At 62.9% G+C, this 14,610-nt stretch carries 11 protein-coding genes; 2 read left to right on the top strand and 9 right to left on the bottom strand.

All coding sequences use genetic code 11. From position 1 onward, the window contains the following. Window positions 1-4 precede the first annotated feature (4 nt). Window positions 5-2,779 carry a type VI secretion system tip protein TssI/VgrG gene (tssI, locus tag KDW55_RS02860; RefSeq protein WP_209821601.1) on the bottom strand — a complete coding sequence of 925 codons (2,775 nt, stop codon included), beginning with the start codon at window positions 2,777-2,779 and terminating at the stop codon, window positions 5-7. Between the two features lie 581 nt (window positions 2,780-3,360). Between tssI and KDW55_RS02855 the strand changes: the two genes are divergently transcribed. After that, the gene (locus KDW55_RS02855; protein ID WP_212159952.1) at window positions 3,361-3,801 is read left to right on the top strand and encodes a hypothetical protein; all 441 of its coding nucleotides are present in this window, start codon (window positions 3,361-3,363) and stop codon (window positions 3,799-3,801) included. Between the two features lie 48 nt (window positions 3,802-3,849). On the opposite strand, the gene ppx is transcribed toward KDW55_RS02855, so the two are convergent. Continuing rightward, window positions 3,850-5,364, bottom strand: a complete 1,515-nt coding sequence (gene ppx, locus KDW55_RS02850; RefSeq protein ID WP_212159951.1) for an exopolyphosphatase — start codon at window positions 5,362-5,364, stop codon at window positions 3,850-3,852. A 281-nt stretch (window positions 5,365-5,645) separates the two neighbouring features. Between ppx and ppk1 the strand changes: the two genes are divergently transcribed. Next, window positions 5,646-7,709, top strand: coding sequence for a polyphosphate kinase 1 (ppk1, locus tag KDW55_RS02845; RefSeq protein WP_040143915.1), 2,064 nt, complete (start codon window positions 5,646-5,648; stop codon window positions 7,707-7,709). A gap of 111 nt (window positions 7,710-7,820) precedes the next feature. On the opposite strand, the gene phoR is transcribed toward ppk1, so the two are convergent. The 7 genes from phoR to pstS form a co-directional block, all read right to left on the bottom strand. Next, complete coding sequence (gene phoR / locus KDW55_RS02840; protein WP_212159950.1) at window positions 7,821-9,140, bottom strand: phosphate regulon sensor histidine kinase PhoR; 1,320 nt, start codon at window positions 9,138-9,140, stop codon at window positions 7,821-7,823. Between the two features lie 58 nt (window positions 9,141-9,198). Continuing rightward, window positions 9,199-9,900: a phosphate regulon transcriptional regulator PhoB gene (gene phoB / locus KDW55_RS02835; RefSeq protein ID WP_006750313.1), complete on the bottom strand. Its 702-nt coding sequence runs from the start codon at window positions 9,898-9,900 to the stop codon at window positions 9,199-9,201. A 30-nt stretch (window positions 9,901-9,930) separates the two neighbouring features. Beyond that, the gene (gene phoU / locus KDW55_RS02830) at window positions 9,931-10,635 is read right to left on the bottom strand and encodes a phosphate signaling complex protein PhoU (RefSeq protein ID WP_212159949.1); all 705 of its coding nucleotides are present in this window, start codon (window positions 10,633-10,635) and stop codon (window positions 9,931-9,933) included. An 18-nt stretch (window positions 10,636-10,653) separates the two neighbouring features. Beyond that, window positions 10,654-11,502 (bottom strand): phosphate ABC transporter ATP-binding protein PstB, encoded by an 849-nt coding sequence (gene pstB, locus KDW55_RS02825; RefSeq protein WP_040143912.1) that lies wholly within the window; start codon window positions 11,500-11,502, stop codon window positions 10,654-10,656. 15 nt (window positions 11,503-11,517) lie between these two features. Continuing rightward, window positions 11,518-12,411 carry a phosphate ABC transporter permease PstA gene (gene pstA / locus KDW55_RS02820; RefSeq protein WP_040143911.1) on the bottom strand — a complete coding sequence of 298 codons (894 nt, stop codon included), beginning with the start codon at window positions 12,409-12,411 and terminating at the stop codon, window positions 11,518-11,520. Beyond that, window positions 12,408-13,394: a phosphate ABC transporter permease PstC gene (pstC, locus tag KDW55_RS02815; protein WP_040143910.1), complete on the bottom strand. Its 987-nt coding sequence runs from the start codon at window positions 13,392-13,394 to the stop codon at window positions 12,408-12,410. Before pstC ends, pstA begins: the two co-directional genes overlap by 4 nt. A 94-nt stretch (window positions 13,395-13,488) precedes the next feature. After that, window positions 13,489-14,523 carry a phosphate ABC transporter substrate-binding protein PstS gene (gene pstS / locus KDW55_RS02810; RefSeq protein ID WP_040143909.1) on the bottom strand — a complete coding sequence of 345 codons (1,035 nt, stop codon included), beginning with the start codon at window positions 14,521-14,523 and terminating at the stop codon, window positions 13,489-13,491. Window positions 14,524-14,610: the final 87 nt, after the last annotated feature.

Below are 14,610 nucleotides of genomic sequence, written 5' to 3'. Positions count from 1 at the left end.
GGATTCATGCCGCAGGACCGGCCGGCTTCGGCCGCAATGCGCGGACGGCTAGCTTCTCGATATCCTCGCTCTTCTGCTCGGCCACGTGCCCCAGCTCGTTCGTCATCCCGGTCAAGCGTGTACCGTCCCCGCGGATCAATTCATACGGGTGATTTTTCAGCACCTCGCCCGTGATGCGATCGCGCAGCACATACGGATCGTTAAACTTGGCTTGCGGCAGGCTGTTCATATGCTGCGCAATCGAGCTCGGCCCCTGACGGCTGAGCGATGCCGATTTGATCGTGCGCGGGCCTTGCGTACCGTCTTCAATGCCAGCCGCCACCCAACGGGTGTACGAGCCGCCCGCCTTGATGATGATTTCATCGGCGTCGAGCACAATGCGCTTGGCCTTCACGGTCACGTCTTTACCCGCATTGATGTTCACGTCATCCGTGTTGGCCGACAGCTTGATCGGACCTTTCGCCGTCACAAAGAACGCGCCGAGTTTCTGCGCGAAGAAGCTCACCTTTTCCGCGGCCGCCACGACAAACGACTTGCCCGTCGCAACGTATGTGGTTTCGTTACTAACGACATTGACCTCTTTCTCAGCCACGATATGCGTCGAGCTGTCCGCGACCAGTGCAATGTCTTTCGGCGTCGATACCAATATGTTCGGTTGCGAAAATCCGTTGGCGCTGCCCGTACCGCCGCCCGCCGTCACCCCGCCTGACGTATCGCCTGATACCGGGTGCTGGATGTCCTTCGAAAGCGCCTTGAGTGCATCCTGTCCAGTTTGTAACGATTCCGCCTGAGCAGTGGTGCTTGCGCTCGATAACGACTCGACCAACATCCCGGCCTGCTGCAACTGCGATCGCGCCTCATCCACGCCCATCTGCTCGTCATCGTAGGACTTCGAGTGAGCACTGATCGACAGCCCCTTGCTGGCACGAACCGCACCGAACTCGTCGGCATGCAAGATGAAACCGGCCCCCAGATATCGCCCTCGAGTGTTACCGTCATGCTTGATCAGGTAGCCCTGCGTCAGTGCCGCATAACTCTTGCCCGTATAGCTGACCAGCCGCGTCCCGCTTTGATTCGTGGAATCATCATGGACGAACGAGTTGTAGGCGCCCGTTTTGCCGAACCCTTCGGACTTGAACCCGGACAGTAATGCGTTCGAATGCCATTGGGAAGGCGTCGTACCGCCATTGATCCGCCCCAACACGAACGGCTTGTCACAATCCCCGTTCCAGTAACCGACAATGACCCACTCCCGTGCCCTCGGCACATGAACCGCTCCATAGCCGTTACCCGTATCGGATTGAAGCGTCGACAGCAGCGGTGAGGAATTGAAGGCGTCCGGTGGGTTCTTGTGATCCCAGGCGAAATGCACCCTGATCTGGTTGCGGTCGTTCGTCCACGCCTCAGCTCCGTCCGGAGTGACGACGAGCGCATGCTCAATCGACATGACCGGCTTCGGATGATCTAGCGGGCTACGGTATTCGACAGCCGTAGGTTGCGCCTCGACTTCGAGCACGAAAAATCCGGCCGAACCATCCGATTCATGCGCCAGCGTCTTGAATCGCTCACGGTGAATCGCCTGCTGCTCGGCCAGCGTTGCGCGAAGACTTTGCGGAAACTCGGCCGTCTGCGGGCCGATCGGGACATTGTTCTCGATGAACCACCGTGCCTCGACCACCAGAAACTCGCGCTTCTTCGAATCGCCGTCCTCGTGGCGGGGATGACCGTTCAAGACGAACCGCAATCCGGCATCCAGCCACCGCACACCGCCTACGCCGAAATATCGGCTTGCACGCGCATCCCATATCTCCACTCGCCGTCGCGCTCGCATCTCACCCGCATCTGAGCTGGAGTAGCCGTAAGCCGTCGATTCGTAGACCGTCATCGGCGCATCGGGAACGCTATGCTCGGCCTTCTGGCGGCGGTCCTCCGTGACATAGCTCGTCGCGACAAGCTCGCTCTCTACCTGGAAATTGGACGCGGGTCGCTTGAAGTCAAACGCACGCGACATGTAGCGCGTGCTCTGCATCGTCTGCACCGCAGCCCAATGCGCGAAACCGTCAGATTCGTTGCTGTCGTTCGCTCGAATGAACTCAACTGACTTGGCATCGGGAAGGGTCGAGACGCGGTCAACGATGACGAGCGTCGTCTTGGGCGCGTCACCTTCGCTAACGTTTTCGTGGACCCAGTAGAAATACCAGCCCTCGGCCTCAGCCAAGCGGTTCACAAAGTGAAGATCGGATTCGCTTTGCCTGCACCACGAACGCTTGGCGGGATCAGACCACAGCGAGAAACGGTACTGTCCCCGTAGCTGCGGATACCGATCAAGCACGTCGGAAATGATCTCGCGGGCGTCTTTCTCGAGCCAGCCCTCTTCGTTGTGGGTTTTCCCAAGGAAGACCAGCGCCGATGAAAACTCGATCTGGTACGTCGAAAGGCCGCCGTTACCGCCCAAATAGGCGACCCGATGAACGAAGCCGTGCACCGGACGATAGACAGGAACCGCAAAGGGAGCCGTGACCTGTTGAATCCGCAAGGTAACGGGCTGGTGCATCAGCGACAGCAGCGCGGTATCGTCGCGCGTTGACGCAACGTCGATCGTGTACGAATAGTCACGCCCGATTCTGGCCGATCCACGCGCGCGGAGCGGTACCAGTGCATTCTTGCCAAGCGGCGTATCCAGCATCAACAACCGCCCCTGCTGCAAAACGCCCTTACTGATCGCCTCGTAGAGGTCGCGAAACTTCAGGTCCCCGAGCGCGGACGGTCTGATATCCATTTTCGTTATCTCTCTCAGGTTCGACCGTCAGGAAAGTGACACAAAGAAAAGAGACGGTCAGCCATTCGCGACAGCAAGTCGCTCGCGCGATTTTATCTAAAGTCTGAGAAATATGTGCCGGCTTGACACAAATTGAAGCCTTGCTGCCTAGCGATGCGGGGGATCGAGCTAAAGGGCGCCCACTTGCGCTCTCAGCCGCGAAAGCGAGCGCGCAACATCTGTGCTCCCGCAAACAAACTCCATGTGCAGTTTGTCGGTTTGTCGCAGCGTGGACGACGCGGATATCTTCATAGATGAGGGTTGCGGGTCGATACGCAAAATCGCAATGAGCTAAAATTTCACATAAATCAATGGATTATGATTTTCAGCGATTGCCAGCGAAGTCGAAAATAGCGGGGCACCGATTTGGGATCAGAAGATTCGAATCCTTTCGCTCCGACCACGAGAACACGACAAGGGTTGCAAGCCATCGCGCTTGCAACCCTTTTTCGTTTTACGCGTCGTTTTAGCCCCGCCTCGCACCGCGCGCACGAATTTTGCGGATCCACGCGATAATGTTCGTGACCAACCCGCAACCGCGCATGAAAAACCACGCTTTCAAGACCGCCCTGCTCGGCGCGCTGTTCGCACTCGGCGCAGCTGGCGCCTCCGGTGCCGCGTCGGCGAAGTCGCTCGACGCCGCGCTCGACTGCCACTCCAACGGCCACAAGTTCGTCGCGCCATTGCTCGCGGCCGGCGACATCCAGTCGGAGCCGATGCACGTCGAAGCGAATTCGGTGAACGCATTCCGCACGAACCATGCGCTAACCGCGTATGGTTTCGGCGTGTACGTCGTGCTCGGCTACCAGGCGAACGACCCGATCTTCCAGACGGGCGACGGCACGCCGATCGGCGAATGGGCCTACGGCGTCGTCGTGCGCGGCACGAAAAGCGCGGTCGAACAGGCCGTGCGCAAGGCCGGCAGCGACGCCACCGTCAAGCAGGCGTTCCCGTTCCTGACCGCGATCGTGTGCTCGGAGTGAGCCTATGCTGAAACGGACGCGCCGCGCGTGCGCGGCGGCGCCAGCGCGTCATGCGCCGGTATAAACCACGCGATATGGAATGCCGACCTTCTCCCACTCGGCCGCTTCCTGGCTGAGGCTGTAGTCGGTCAGCGGATTCTGCTCGACCCACGCGCTCGGCAGACGCACTTCATATCCGCCCTTCTTCATCTGCGACACGGAAATGTCCGGCAGCCCCGCGTCGGTCCGGCGCCGGCACAGCAGCGCCGCGAGCCGCAGGCAGAACAGGAGCGGCCATTCGACGTCGCGCGCCTGCGACAGCTTGCCGAGCTTGCCCGCATGACCGAGCACGAGCGCGGCCAGGCGCGCCTGGTCCGTGCGCGAGAAACCCGGCATGTCGGCATTGCTCGCGATATACGCGGAATGCTTGTGATACGAGCTGTGCGAAATGGACAAGCCGATCTCATGCAATGCGGCAGCCCAGCCAAGGAACATCCTGCCTTCCTCGCGCTCCTCCTCGTCGGACTCGTCGAGCTCGTCGTAGAACCGCACCGCGAGCGCACCGATACGCTCGGCTTGCGCGCGATCGACGCCGTAGCGGCGCGTGAAACCCTCGACCGTCACCGCGCGCATGTCCTCGTGCTGCGTCCGCCCGAGCAGATCGTACAGCACGCCGAGACGCAGCGCGCCGTCGGTCGTGTCGACATAGTCGACGCCGAGCTCCTCGAATACGGCGAGCATGATCGCCAGGCCACCGGCCAGCACCGGCACGCGATCGGGCTTCAGCGCGATCAGCTTCAGCCGGTTCACGTTCTCGGCCTTGATCAGCGCGCGCTTCAGGCGCTCGAGGCCGCCACGCGAAATGCCGTGCGTGATGCCCGCATCGTTGAAGCCGTTCGCCTCGACGAGCTCCGCGAGCGCGCGCGCGGTGCCGGACGACCCGATCGCCTGGTCCCAGCCCGCCTTCTTGTACTCGCTGGAAATGATCTGGATCTCGCGCTTGGCCGCGAGTTCGGCCTGCCGCATCGTGTACTCGTCGACGTTGCCGACCGGGAAAAACGCACGGCTATGGCTGACGCAGCCGATGTAGAGGCTCTCCATCACGATCGGCGTGTAATGCGCACCGATGATGAATTCGGTCGAGCCGCCGCCGATGTCGACGACGAGCCGCTTGCCGGCACTCGCCGGCACCGAATGCGCGGCGCCCGCATAGATCAGGCGCGCTTCTTCGCGGCCGGCGATCACTTCGATCGGGAAACCGAGTGCCGCTTCGGCCTCGCCGAGAAATTCCCCCGCATTCTTCGCGACACGCAGCGTATTGGTCGCAACCGCGCGCACGTGATCGGGGTGGAAATCGCGCAGGCGCTCGCCAAACCGCTTCAGCGCTTCCCAGCCACGCTCCTGCGACGCGCGATCGAGCATTTTGTCGCTCGACAGGCCGGCGGCCAGCCGAACGGGTTCGCGCAGCGCATCGACGGGATAGATCTGGCTGCCCGCCGGCGTTTCCTCGACGCGCCCGACGATCAGCCGGAAGCTGTTCGAGCCGAGATCGACGGCAGCCAGCAAGTGGGGGGATGTAACCATCAGAAGGAGGCTCCGTGCGCATTCGCCCACGGCGGCCGATCGGGCACCGCCGGACGATCTGTCAAAGGCGACATTTTAAGCGTGGAACGCTTGCGATTGCCACGCTTCACGGGCATGTACCCGAGTAGTTTGTATATGGCCGAAACATATTTATGAGACAAATCGGTTCCGGCGTAGAATTTCCCGATATAAATAGATCATTGTCATCAGCACGTCATCGCACCGTGAGAGTTTCCGAGCGTCCTTTCGAATCATCGCCTGAATTACCGCCTACTCTGCCGATGTCCGCCCGTTATCCGCTTCTCAATCGTGAACTCGGCATCCTCGGTTTCAACGAGCGCGTGCTTGCCCAGGCCGCTGACCCGCAAATCCCGCTACTCGAACGCCTGCGCTTCATCTGCATCACGAGCAGCAACCTCGACGAATTCTTCGAAGTTCGGATGGCGGGCCTTCAGGAACAGATCCGCGACAATCCCGGCGCGCTGACGCCCGACGGCATGTCGCTGCAGCACGCTTACGATCTCGTCGTCGAACGCGCGCAGCGGCTCGTGCACCGCCAGTACACAATGCTGCATGAAACCGTGCTGCCGGCGCTCGAGCAGGAAGGCATCTACTTCCACGCGAGCGACTCGTGGAACGACGAGCAGCTCGAATGGGCGCGCCGCTATTTCCTCGACGAGCTGCTGCCGGTGCTGACGCCGATCGGCCTCGACCCCGCGCACCCGTTCCCGCGCGTGCTGAACAAGAGCCTGAACTTTGTCGTCGAGCTCGAAGGTCGGGACGCGTTCGGCCGCCAGGCGGTGATGGGCATCGTGCAGGCGCCGCGCGCGCTACCGCGCGTCGTGCGCATGCCGCAGGCGCTGTCGGGCTTCGAGCACGGCTTCGTGCTGCTCAGCTCGTTCATGCAGCGCTTCGTCGGCGAGCTGTTCCCGCAGCTCGTCGTGAAGAGCTGCAACCAGTTCCGCATCACGCGCAACAGCGAACTCTTCGTCGATGAAGACGAAATCACGAACCTGCGTGTCGCACTGCAGGGCGAACTGCCGGCGCGCCACCTCGGCAACGCGGTGCGGCTCGAAGTGTCGGCCGACACGCCGCAGCACATCGTGCGGCGGCTTCTCGACGAAAGCCTGCTCGACGACAAGGACTGCTATCGCGTCGCAGGGTCCGTGAATCTCGTGCGGCTGATGCAGATTCCCGATCTCGTCGATCGGCCCGATCTGAAGTTCGCGCCGTTCGTCGCGTCGATTCCGCCCGCGATCGCGGGGGCACCGACGATGTTCGACGCGATCGACGACGGCGACATCCTGCTGCACCACCCGTACGAGAGCTTCCAGCCGGTGCTCGAACTGCTGCAGCAGGCCGCGAAGGATCCGAGCGTCGTCGCGATCAAGCAGACGATCTACCGCACCGGCACCGATTCGCCGCTGATGGACGCGCTGATGGAAGCCGCGCGCAACGGCAAGGAAGTGACCGTCGTCGTCGAGCTGCTCGCGCGCTTCGACGAGGAAACCAACATCAACTGGGCGTCCCAGCTGGAGGCGGTAGGCGCGCACGTCGTGTACGGCGTGGTCGGTCACAAGTGCCACGCGAAGATGATGCTGATCGTGCGGCGCGTCGTACACGAGGGCAAGGCGGTGCTGCGGCGCTACGTGCACCTCGGCACCGGCAACTATCATCCGCGCACCGCCCGGCTCTACACCGACTTCGGATTGATGACGGCCGACCAGAAGATCTGCGAAGACGTCCACCACGTGTTCCAGCAGCTGACGGGGATCGGCGGCGAGCTCACGCTGCACGAGCTGTGGCAGTCGCCGTTCACGCTGCATCCGCGCATCATCGAATCGATCAACGCGGAGATCGACAATGCACGCGCCGGCAAGCGCGCGCGCATCGTCGCGAAGATGAACGCGCTGCTCGAGCCGTCGGTGATCGCCGCGTTGTACGAAGCATCGCAGGCCGGCGTGAAGGTCGACCTGATCGTGCGCGGCGTGTGCGCGCTCAAGCCCGGCGTGCCAGGCCTGTCGGAGAACATCACGGTGCGCTCGATCGTCGGTCGCTTCCTCGAACATCACCGCATCTACTATTTCCATGCGGGCGGCGCCGAGGACGTCTATCTGTCGAGCGCCGACTGGATGGACCGCAACCTGTTCCGCCGCGTCGAAGTCGCGTTCCCGATCCGCGAGCGCAAGCTGAAGCGCCGCGTGATCGCCGAAGGGCTGTCGGTATGCCTCGGCGACAACCAGTCGGCATGGCAGATGCACAGCGACGGCCACTACCGCCGGCGCCGCACGGGCAAGACGGTCCGCAACGCGCAGCTCGGGCTGCTTGCGAAATTCTGTTCGTAACCGGCCGCGCGCACGTATCGCGCGCGGCACGGAAAGCAAAAAGCACAGCCCGCGGGCTGCGCTTTTTCGTTTCAGGGCAAGCGCCGCAGCGCGCCGTTCATGTTGCGATGCTCACGCTTCGAACGCGGCCGGCCGGATCGCGATGACCCGCGACGCCGGAAAACGTGCGGTGAACGTGCTGCCGCGCCCTTCTTCGCTCTGCACGTACAGGTGCGAGTCGTGCCGCTGCAGCACATGCTTGACGATCGCGAGGCCGAGCCCGGTGCCGCCCGTATCGCGCGAACGGCTGCGGTCGACGCGGTAGAACCGCTCGGTCAGCCGCGGCAGATCGGCCGCAGGAATGCCGAAACCGCTGTCGGTGACGGAAAACACGCCCTGCCCGCCCTCACGCCGCCACGAGACGACGATCTTGCCGCCGTCCGGCGTATAGCGAATCGCGTTGGTGACAAGATTCGCGAACGCGCTGAACACTTCGGTTTGCGCGCCGGTCACGCCGAGCGTCTCGTCGATCGCGAATGTGATCTCGTGATGCCCGTTCGACAGCGTCTGCGCATCCTCCTTCAGATGGTCGAACACGGCGCGCATGTCGACAGCGTGATCCATCGGCGGCTTGCTTTCGCCCTCGAGCTTCGCGAGCACGAGCAGGTCGGTGACGATGTGACGCATCCGCGATGCCTGCTGCTCCATCATGTCGAGATAGCGCGCGCGGTCTTCATCGTTCAGCGGCAGCTCGCGCATCGTCTCGAGAAAGCCCGACAGCACGGTCAGCGGCGTCTTCAGTTCATGCGAAACGTTCGCGACGAAGTCGCGCCGCATCGCGTCGGTCCGCTCGAGCTCGGTGATGTCCTGCGTGAGCAGCAGCTTGCGGTTCTCGCCGTACGGGAACACCTGCACTTCGAGCACGTTCTGCCGCGAAGCGCCCATTCCGCGCATCACGAGCGTCTCTTCGTAATGCTGCGCATTCAGGTAGCGGACGAACTCCGGATGACGCACGAGATTCGTGATGTGTTGGCGCAGGTCGCGCTTTGCATCGAGGCCGAAGTGCACCTCGGCGATCGCGTTGCACCATTCGATCTGGTCATGATCGTCGAGCATCGCGACACCGTTCGGCGACGCCTGGATCGCCTGGATGAAGCGCGAATGCTGCTGCTCGACTTGACGCACCTGCGCGTGCCACTGTTTCGCGAGCTTGTGCAGCCGGTAATAGATCTCGCCCCAGATGCCCGGCGCGCTCGGCACCTCGCCGTACACCGGTGCATCGAGCAGACGCCAAAGACGTTGCGTATGAAAGGTACTGAAAAAGCCCTGCGCGACCAGCATCACAACCGCGAACCCGAGGGCCGCGGGCGGGCCGGCGAACACGCCGACCAATACGCTGATCAGCACGAGCAGCACGAGCGACACGAGAAAGCGCGCCCAGATGATGTTCATGATTCAGCGCCCGAAAGTTTGAACGGCATGCCGTGGCACACGGCATATCCGGATACGTTTACGCGTGCTTCGCGAGCCGGTAGCCGCTGCCGCGCACGGTCTCGATCATCGCATCGCAGCCGGCCGGTTTCAAGGCCGCGCGCAATCGTTTGATGTGCACGTCTACGGTGCGCTCTTCGACGAACACGTGATCGCCCCACACCTGGTCGAGCAGTTGCGTGCGGCTGTGCACGCGCTCCGGATGCGTCATGAAGAAATGCAGCAGGCGGAATTCGGTCGGGCCGAGATCGAGCTTGATCTCGCTGCCGTCGCCGTGCGCGGCGACCCGGTGCGTGGCCGGATCGAGGCGCAGCCCGTTGATCGACACGACGTCCTCGGTCAGCTGCGGCGCGCGGCGGCGCAGCACGGCCTTGATGCGCGCCATCAGCTCCTTCGGCGAGAACGGCTTCGTCACGTAGTCGTCCGCGCCGATCTCGAGGCCGAGCACCTTGTCCTGCTCGTCGCCGCGCGCGGTCAGCATGATGATCGGGATGTGCTTGGTCCGTTCGTTGTTGCGCAGGTCGCGCGCGAACGCAATGCCGGACTTGCCCGGCAGCATCCAGTCGAGCAGCACGAGATCGGGCAGCACGTCGCTGATCAGGTTCTGCGCCTGCTCCGCGTTGTACGCGCGAATCGGACAGTGACCGGCATGCTGGAGATTCACCGAGATCAGTTCGGAAATCGCGGGCTCATCTTCAACGACGAGAATGTTGCTGGGCATCGGCACCTCTGTTCTTCCTTACGGAGTCGATTAACTGTTGGCTTCGCGATCGAGCATGTCGCGCGGCTGGTGCCGCACGTCCGTGCCCTTCACGATGTAGATGATGAATTCGGCGATGTTCTTCGCGTGGTCGCCGATCCGCTCGATCGCCTTCGCGATGAACAGGTACTCCAGGCCGACCGAGATCGTGCGCGGATCTTCCTGCATGTACGACACGAGCTTGCGCACGAACGCGCGGAATTCGAGGTCGATTTCCTTATCGTCCCTGACGATCTGCGCTGCCGCCACCGTGTCGAGGCGCGCGAACGCGTCGAGCGCGCGGCGCAGGATCGTCACGGCCATCTCGCCCGACACCTTGATCTCCGCGATGTTCACCGCACGCGCGGCCGGCTCGTCGACCAGGCGGCGCACGCGCTTCGCGATCTTCTCGGCCTCGTCGCCCGCGCGCTCGAGGTTCGTAATCGTTTTCGAAATCGACATCAGAAGGCGCAGGTCGCGCGCGGCCGGCTGCCTCCGCGCGATGATGTTGCCGCACTCCTGGTCGATGTCGACTTCCATCGCGTTCAGCGTTTCCTCGGCCGCGATCACCTTCTCGGCCGCGTCGCGGTCGAACTCGTTCAGCGCATGCATCGCGCCGACGATCTGCGACTCGACCAGCCCGCCCATTTCCAGCACTTTCGACGACACGGCGTTCAGGTCCGCATCGAACTGGCTCGACAGATGTTTATCCGACATGACTGTTGTTCTCCGTCATCAGCCGAAGCGGCCGGTGATGTAGTCTTCCGTTTCCTTGCGCACCGGCTTGATGAAGATCTTTTCGGTTTCGCCGAATTCGATCAGCTCGCCCAGGTACATGTAGGCCGTGAAGTCCGAGCAGCGCGCGGCCTGCTGCATGTTGTGCGTGACGATCACGACCGTGTAGTCGCTCTTCAGCTCCGCGATCAGCTCTTCGATGCGGCCCGTAGAGATCGGGTCGAGCGCGGAGCACGGTTCGTCGAGCAGCAGCACTTCAGGTCGGATCGCGATGCCGCGTGCGATGCACAGACGCTGCTGCTGGCCGCCTGACAGCCCGTAGCCGCTCTGGTTCAGCTTGTCCTTCACTTCGTTCCACAGTGCGGCCTTCGTCAGCGCCCATTCGACGCGATCGTCCATTTCCGAGCGCGTGAGCTTCTCGAACATCTTCACGCCGAACGCGATGTTGTCGTAGATCGACATCGGGAACGGGGTCGGCTTCTGGAACACCATGCCGATCCGCGCACGCAGCAGCGAGATGTCGCGCTTGGTGGTCAACAGGTTCTCGCCGTCCATCAGGATTTCGCCTTCGGCGCGCTGCTCCGGATAGAGCGCGAACATCTTGTTGAACGTGCGCAGCAGCGTCGACTTGCCGCAGCCCGACGGGCCGATGAACGCCGTCACCTTCCCTTCGGGAATGCGCAGGTTGATGTTCTTCAGCGCGTGAAACTTGTTGTAGAAGAAGTTGAGGTTGTTGACCTCGATCTTCGCGTTCAGCGGCGCCAGCGGACGGCCGTTTGCCGCGTCTTGCGTGCCGGCGGGCGCGACGGTGCGCTCGACGGGATTCAGGTGGCTTTCTGCCATATTCATCGGATTGCTCCGCCGTTACTTTTTCGAGAAGATCGAGCGCGCCAGGATGTTCAGTCCGAGCACCCCGAGCGTGATCAGGAACACGCCCGCCCATGCGAGCGACTGCCATTCGGCGAACGGGCTCATCGCGAACTTGTAGATCGTCACGGGCAGGTTCGCCATCGGCTGGCTCATGTCCCACGAGAAGAACTGGTTCGACAGCGCCGTGAACAGCAGCGGCGCCGTTTCGCCGGCAATCCGCGCGACCGCGAGCAGCACGCCCGTCACGATGCCGCCGACCGACGCGCGCAGCGTGATCTTCAGCACCATGCGCCACTTCGGCGTGCCCAGCGCGACCGCCGCTTCACGCAGCGCGTTCGGCACGAGCTTCAGCATGTTCTCGGTCGTGCGAATCACGATCGGGATCTGCAGCAGCGCGAGCGCAATGACGCCGGCCCAGCCCGAGAAGCGCCCCGACTTCGCGACGACGATCGCGTACACGAACAGGCCGATGACGATCGAAGGCGCCGACAGCAGGATGTCGTTGATGAAGCGGATCGTGCTCGCGAGCAGGTTCTTCTGGCCGTATTCGGCGAGATAGACGCCCGCGAGGATGCCGATCGGCGTGCCGACCAGCGTGCCGAAGCCGCACAGCAGCAGGCTGCCGACGATCGCGTTCGCGAGACCGCCGCCTTCCGTGTTCGGCGCGGGCGTCGATTCGGTGAACAGCTGCACCGACAGGCCGCCTACGCCGAGATGCACGGTCGTGTACAGGATCCACACGAGCCACAGCAGGCCGAATGCCATTGCGGCGAGCGACGCGGTCAGCGCGATCGCGTTGGTCACCTTGCGCTTGCGCTGCAGCCGGTTGCGCATCGCGTCGAGCGCGGCGCCGTTCGGCCCCGGGAAATTCATGACGGGCTCGCTCATTTCTTGCCCTCTCCCTTCTCGAGACGAAGCAGCAACAGTTTGGAGATCGACAGCACGATGAACGTGATCACGAACAGGATCAGGCCCAGCTCCATCAGCGCGGACGTATGCAGGCCCGGCTGCGCTTCCGCGAATTCGTTCGCGAGCGCCGAAGTGATGCTGTTGCCGGGCGCGAACAGCGACACGCTGTCGAGCAGGTTCGTGTTGCCGATCACGAACGTCACGGCCATCGTCTCGCCAAGCGCGCGGCCGAGGCCGAGCATCACGCCGCCGATCACGCCGGTCTTCGTATAGGGCAACACGACCTTCCACATCACTTCCCACGTCGTGCAGCCGATTCCGTACGCCGACTCCTTCAACAGCACGGGCGTGACTTCGAACACGTCGCGCATCACCGATGCGATGTACGGGATGATCATGATCGCGAGGATCACGCCGGCGGCGAGAATGCCGATGCCGATCGGCGCGCCGGACGTCAGCGGACCGATGACCCACACATCCTTGAAGATGCGGCCGATCGGCTTCTGGAAGTATTCGGCGAAGATCGGCGCGAACACGAGCAGGCCCCACATGCCGTACACGATCGACGGAATCGCGGCGAGCAGCTCGATTGCGATGCCGAGCGGGCGGCGCAGCCACACGGGCGACAGTTCGGTGAGAAACAGCGCGATGCCGAAGCTGACGGGCACTGCGATCACGAGCGCGATCAGCGACGTGACGATCGTGCCGTAGATCGGCACGAGTGCGCCGTAGATGTCCGAGTTGGGATCCCACTCGGATTGCCACAGGAAGCCGAGGCCGAACTTCTGGATCGTCGGCATCGACGCAATGATCAGGGAAACGATGATCCCGCCCAGCAGCAGCAGGGTCACGATCGCGGCGAGCCGCGCGAGGCCGCCAAAGAGGACGTCGCCGAGGCGGCCCGGCGCGCGTTGCGACGCGGCGCCGGCGGACCGGGATGACGTATAGGAAATTTCAGACATGGGTGCCTGTCTTGGATCGCCGGGCGCCGTAACGCCCCGCCTTACCGCACACACTGCCCGGCCGGCACGGCCGGGCAGCGAACCGCACTACTGCTTACTCGGCGGCCACCGGCTTGCCCGATGCGTCCGTCACCTTCGTCTTCCACTGCTTGCGGATTTCCGTCTCGACCGACGCCGGCAGCGAGATGTAGTCGAGGCTGTCGGCTGCCTTTTCGCCGTTCTTGAACGCCCAGCTGAAGAACTTCAGCGTTTCCGCGCCCTGCTCCGGCTTGTCCTGCTTCGCGTGCAGCAGCACGAACGTCGCACCGACGACCGGCCATGCTTCCTTGCCCGGCTGGTTCGTCAGGATCTGGTAGAACGACTTCGACCAGTTCGCGCCTGCAGCAGCGGCCTTGAACGTTTCGGTCTTCGGCTCGACCACCGTGCCCGACGAATTCTTCAGCGCCGTGTAGACCATGTTGTTCTTCTTCGCGTACGCCCATTCGACGTAGCCGATCGCGCCCGGCAGGCGCTGCACGAAGGCCGCGACGCCGTCGTTGCCCTTGCCGCCCGTGCCCGTCGGCCAGTTGACCGTCGTGCCTTCGCCGATCTTCGACTTCCACTCGTCGTTGACCTTCGACAGGTAGTTCGTCCAGATGAAGCTCGTGCCCGAACCGTCGGCGCGGCGAACGACCGCGATGTCCGTATCCGGCAGCTTGACCTTCGGGTTCAGCGCGGCGATCGCCGGGTCGTTCCACTTCTTGATCTTGCCGAGGTAGATGTCGCCGAGCACCGGGCCCGACAGCGTCAGTTCGCCGGCCTTCACGCCCGGCACGTTGACGACCGGCACCACGCCGCCGACCACCGTCGGAAACTGGAACAGGCCTTCCTTCGCGAGTTCGTCGTCCTTCAGCGGAGCGTCCGAACCGGCAAAATCGACCGTCTTCGCGACGATCTGCTTCAGGCCGCCCGACGAACCGATACCCTGGTAGTTCACCTTCGCGCCGCCGGACTGCTGGTAGTCGGCAGCCCATTTCGTATAGATCGGCATCGCGAACGTGCTGCCTGCGCCCGTGATGTCGGCAGCTTGCGCGGCGACTGCGAAAAGCGCGCCAGCCAGGCCGGCAATCGCGGTTTGCATCAATTTCATGAGACCTCCAGTGTGTGAGCGGATGACTACGGCACCGCGAAGGTTAGGGGCTGCTCATGACGATAATGTGACAATCGATGAAACTGG

Source organism: Burkholderia sp. AU19243, assembly GCF_018148075.1.
In the GTDB taxonomy this organism is placed as follows: domain Bacteria; phylum Pseudomonadota; class Gammaproteobacteria; order Burkholderiales; family Burkholderiaceae; genus Burkholderia; species Burkholderia latens_A.
The sequence above is the reverse complement of the archived record's forward strand: the minus strand, read 5'-3'. Positions and strand labels throughout refer to the sequence as shown.

Excerpts from the sequence above, each read along its gene's own strand:
- tssI (WP_209821601.1), bottom strand. The coding sequence starts at position 2,779 with ATGGATATCAGACCGTCCGCGCTCGGGGACCTGAAGTTTCGCGACCTC.
- KDW55_RS02855 (WP_212159952.1), top strand. The coding sequence starts at position 3,361 with ATGAAAAACCACGCTTTCAAGACCGCCCTGCTCGGCGCGCTGTTCGCA.
- ppx (WP_212159951.1), bottom strand. The coding sequence starts at position 5,364 with ATGGTTACATCCCCCCACTTGCTGGCTGCCGTCGATCTCGGCTCGAAC.
- ppk1 (WP_040143915.1), top strand. The coding sequence starts at position 5,646 with ATGTCCGCCCGTTATCCGCTTCTCAATCGTGAACTCGGCATCCTCGGT.
- phoR (WP_212159950.1), bottom strand. The coding sequence starts at position 9,140 with ATGAACATCATCTGGGCGCGCTTTCTCGTGTCGCTCGTGCTGCTCGTG.
- phoB (WP_006750313.1), bottom strand. The coding sequence starts at position 9,900 with ATGCCCAGCAACATTCTCGTCGTTGAAGATGAGCCCGCGATTTCCGAA.
- phoU (WP_212159949.1), bottom strand. The coding sequence starts at position 10,635 with ATGTCGGATAAACATCTGTCGAGCCAGTTCGATGCGGACCTGAACGCC.
- pstB (WP_040143912.1), bottom strand. The coding sequence starts at position 11,502 with ATGAATATGGCAGAAAGCCACCTGAATCCCGTCGAGCGCACCGTCGCG.
- pstA (WP_040143911.1), bottom strand. The coding sequence starts at position 12,411 with ATGAGCGAGCCCGTCATGAATTTCCCGGGGCCGAACGGCGCCGCGCTC.
- pstC (WP_040143910.1), bottom strand. The coding sequence starts at position 13,394 with ATGTCTGAAATTTCCTATACGTCATCCCGGTCCGCCGGCGCCGCGTCG.
- pstS (WP_040143909.1), bottom strand. The coding sequence starts at position 14,523 with ATGAAATTGATGCAAACCGCGATTGCCGGCCTGGCTGGCGCGCTTTTC.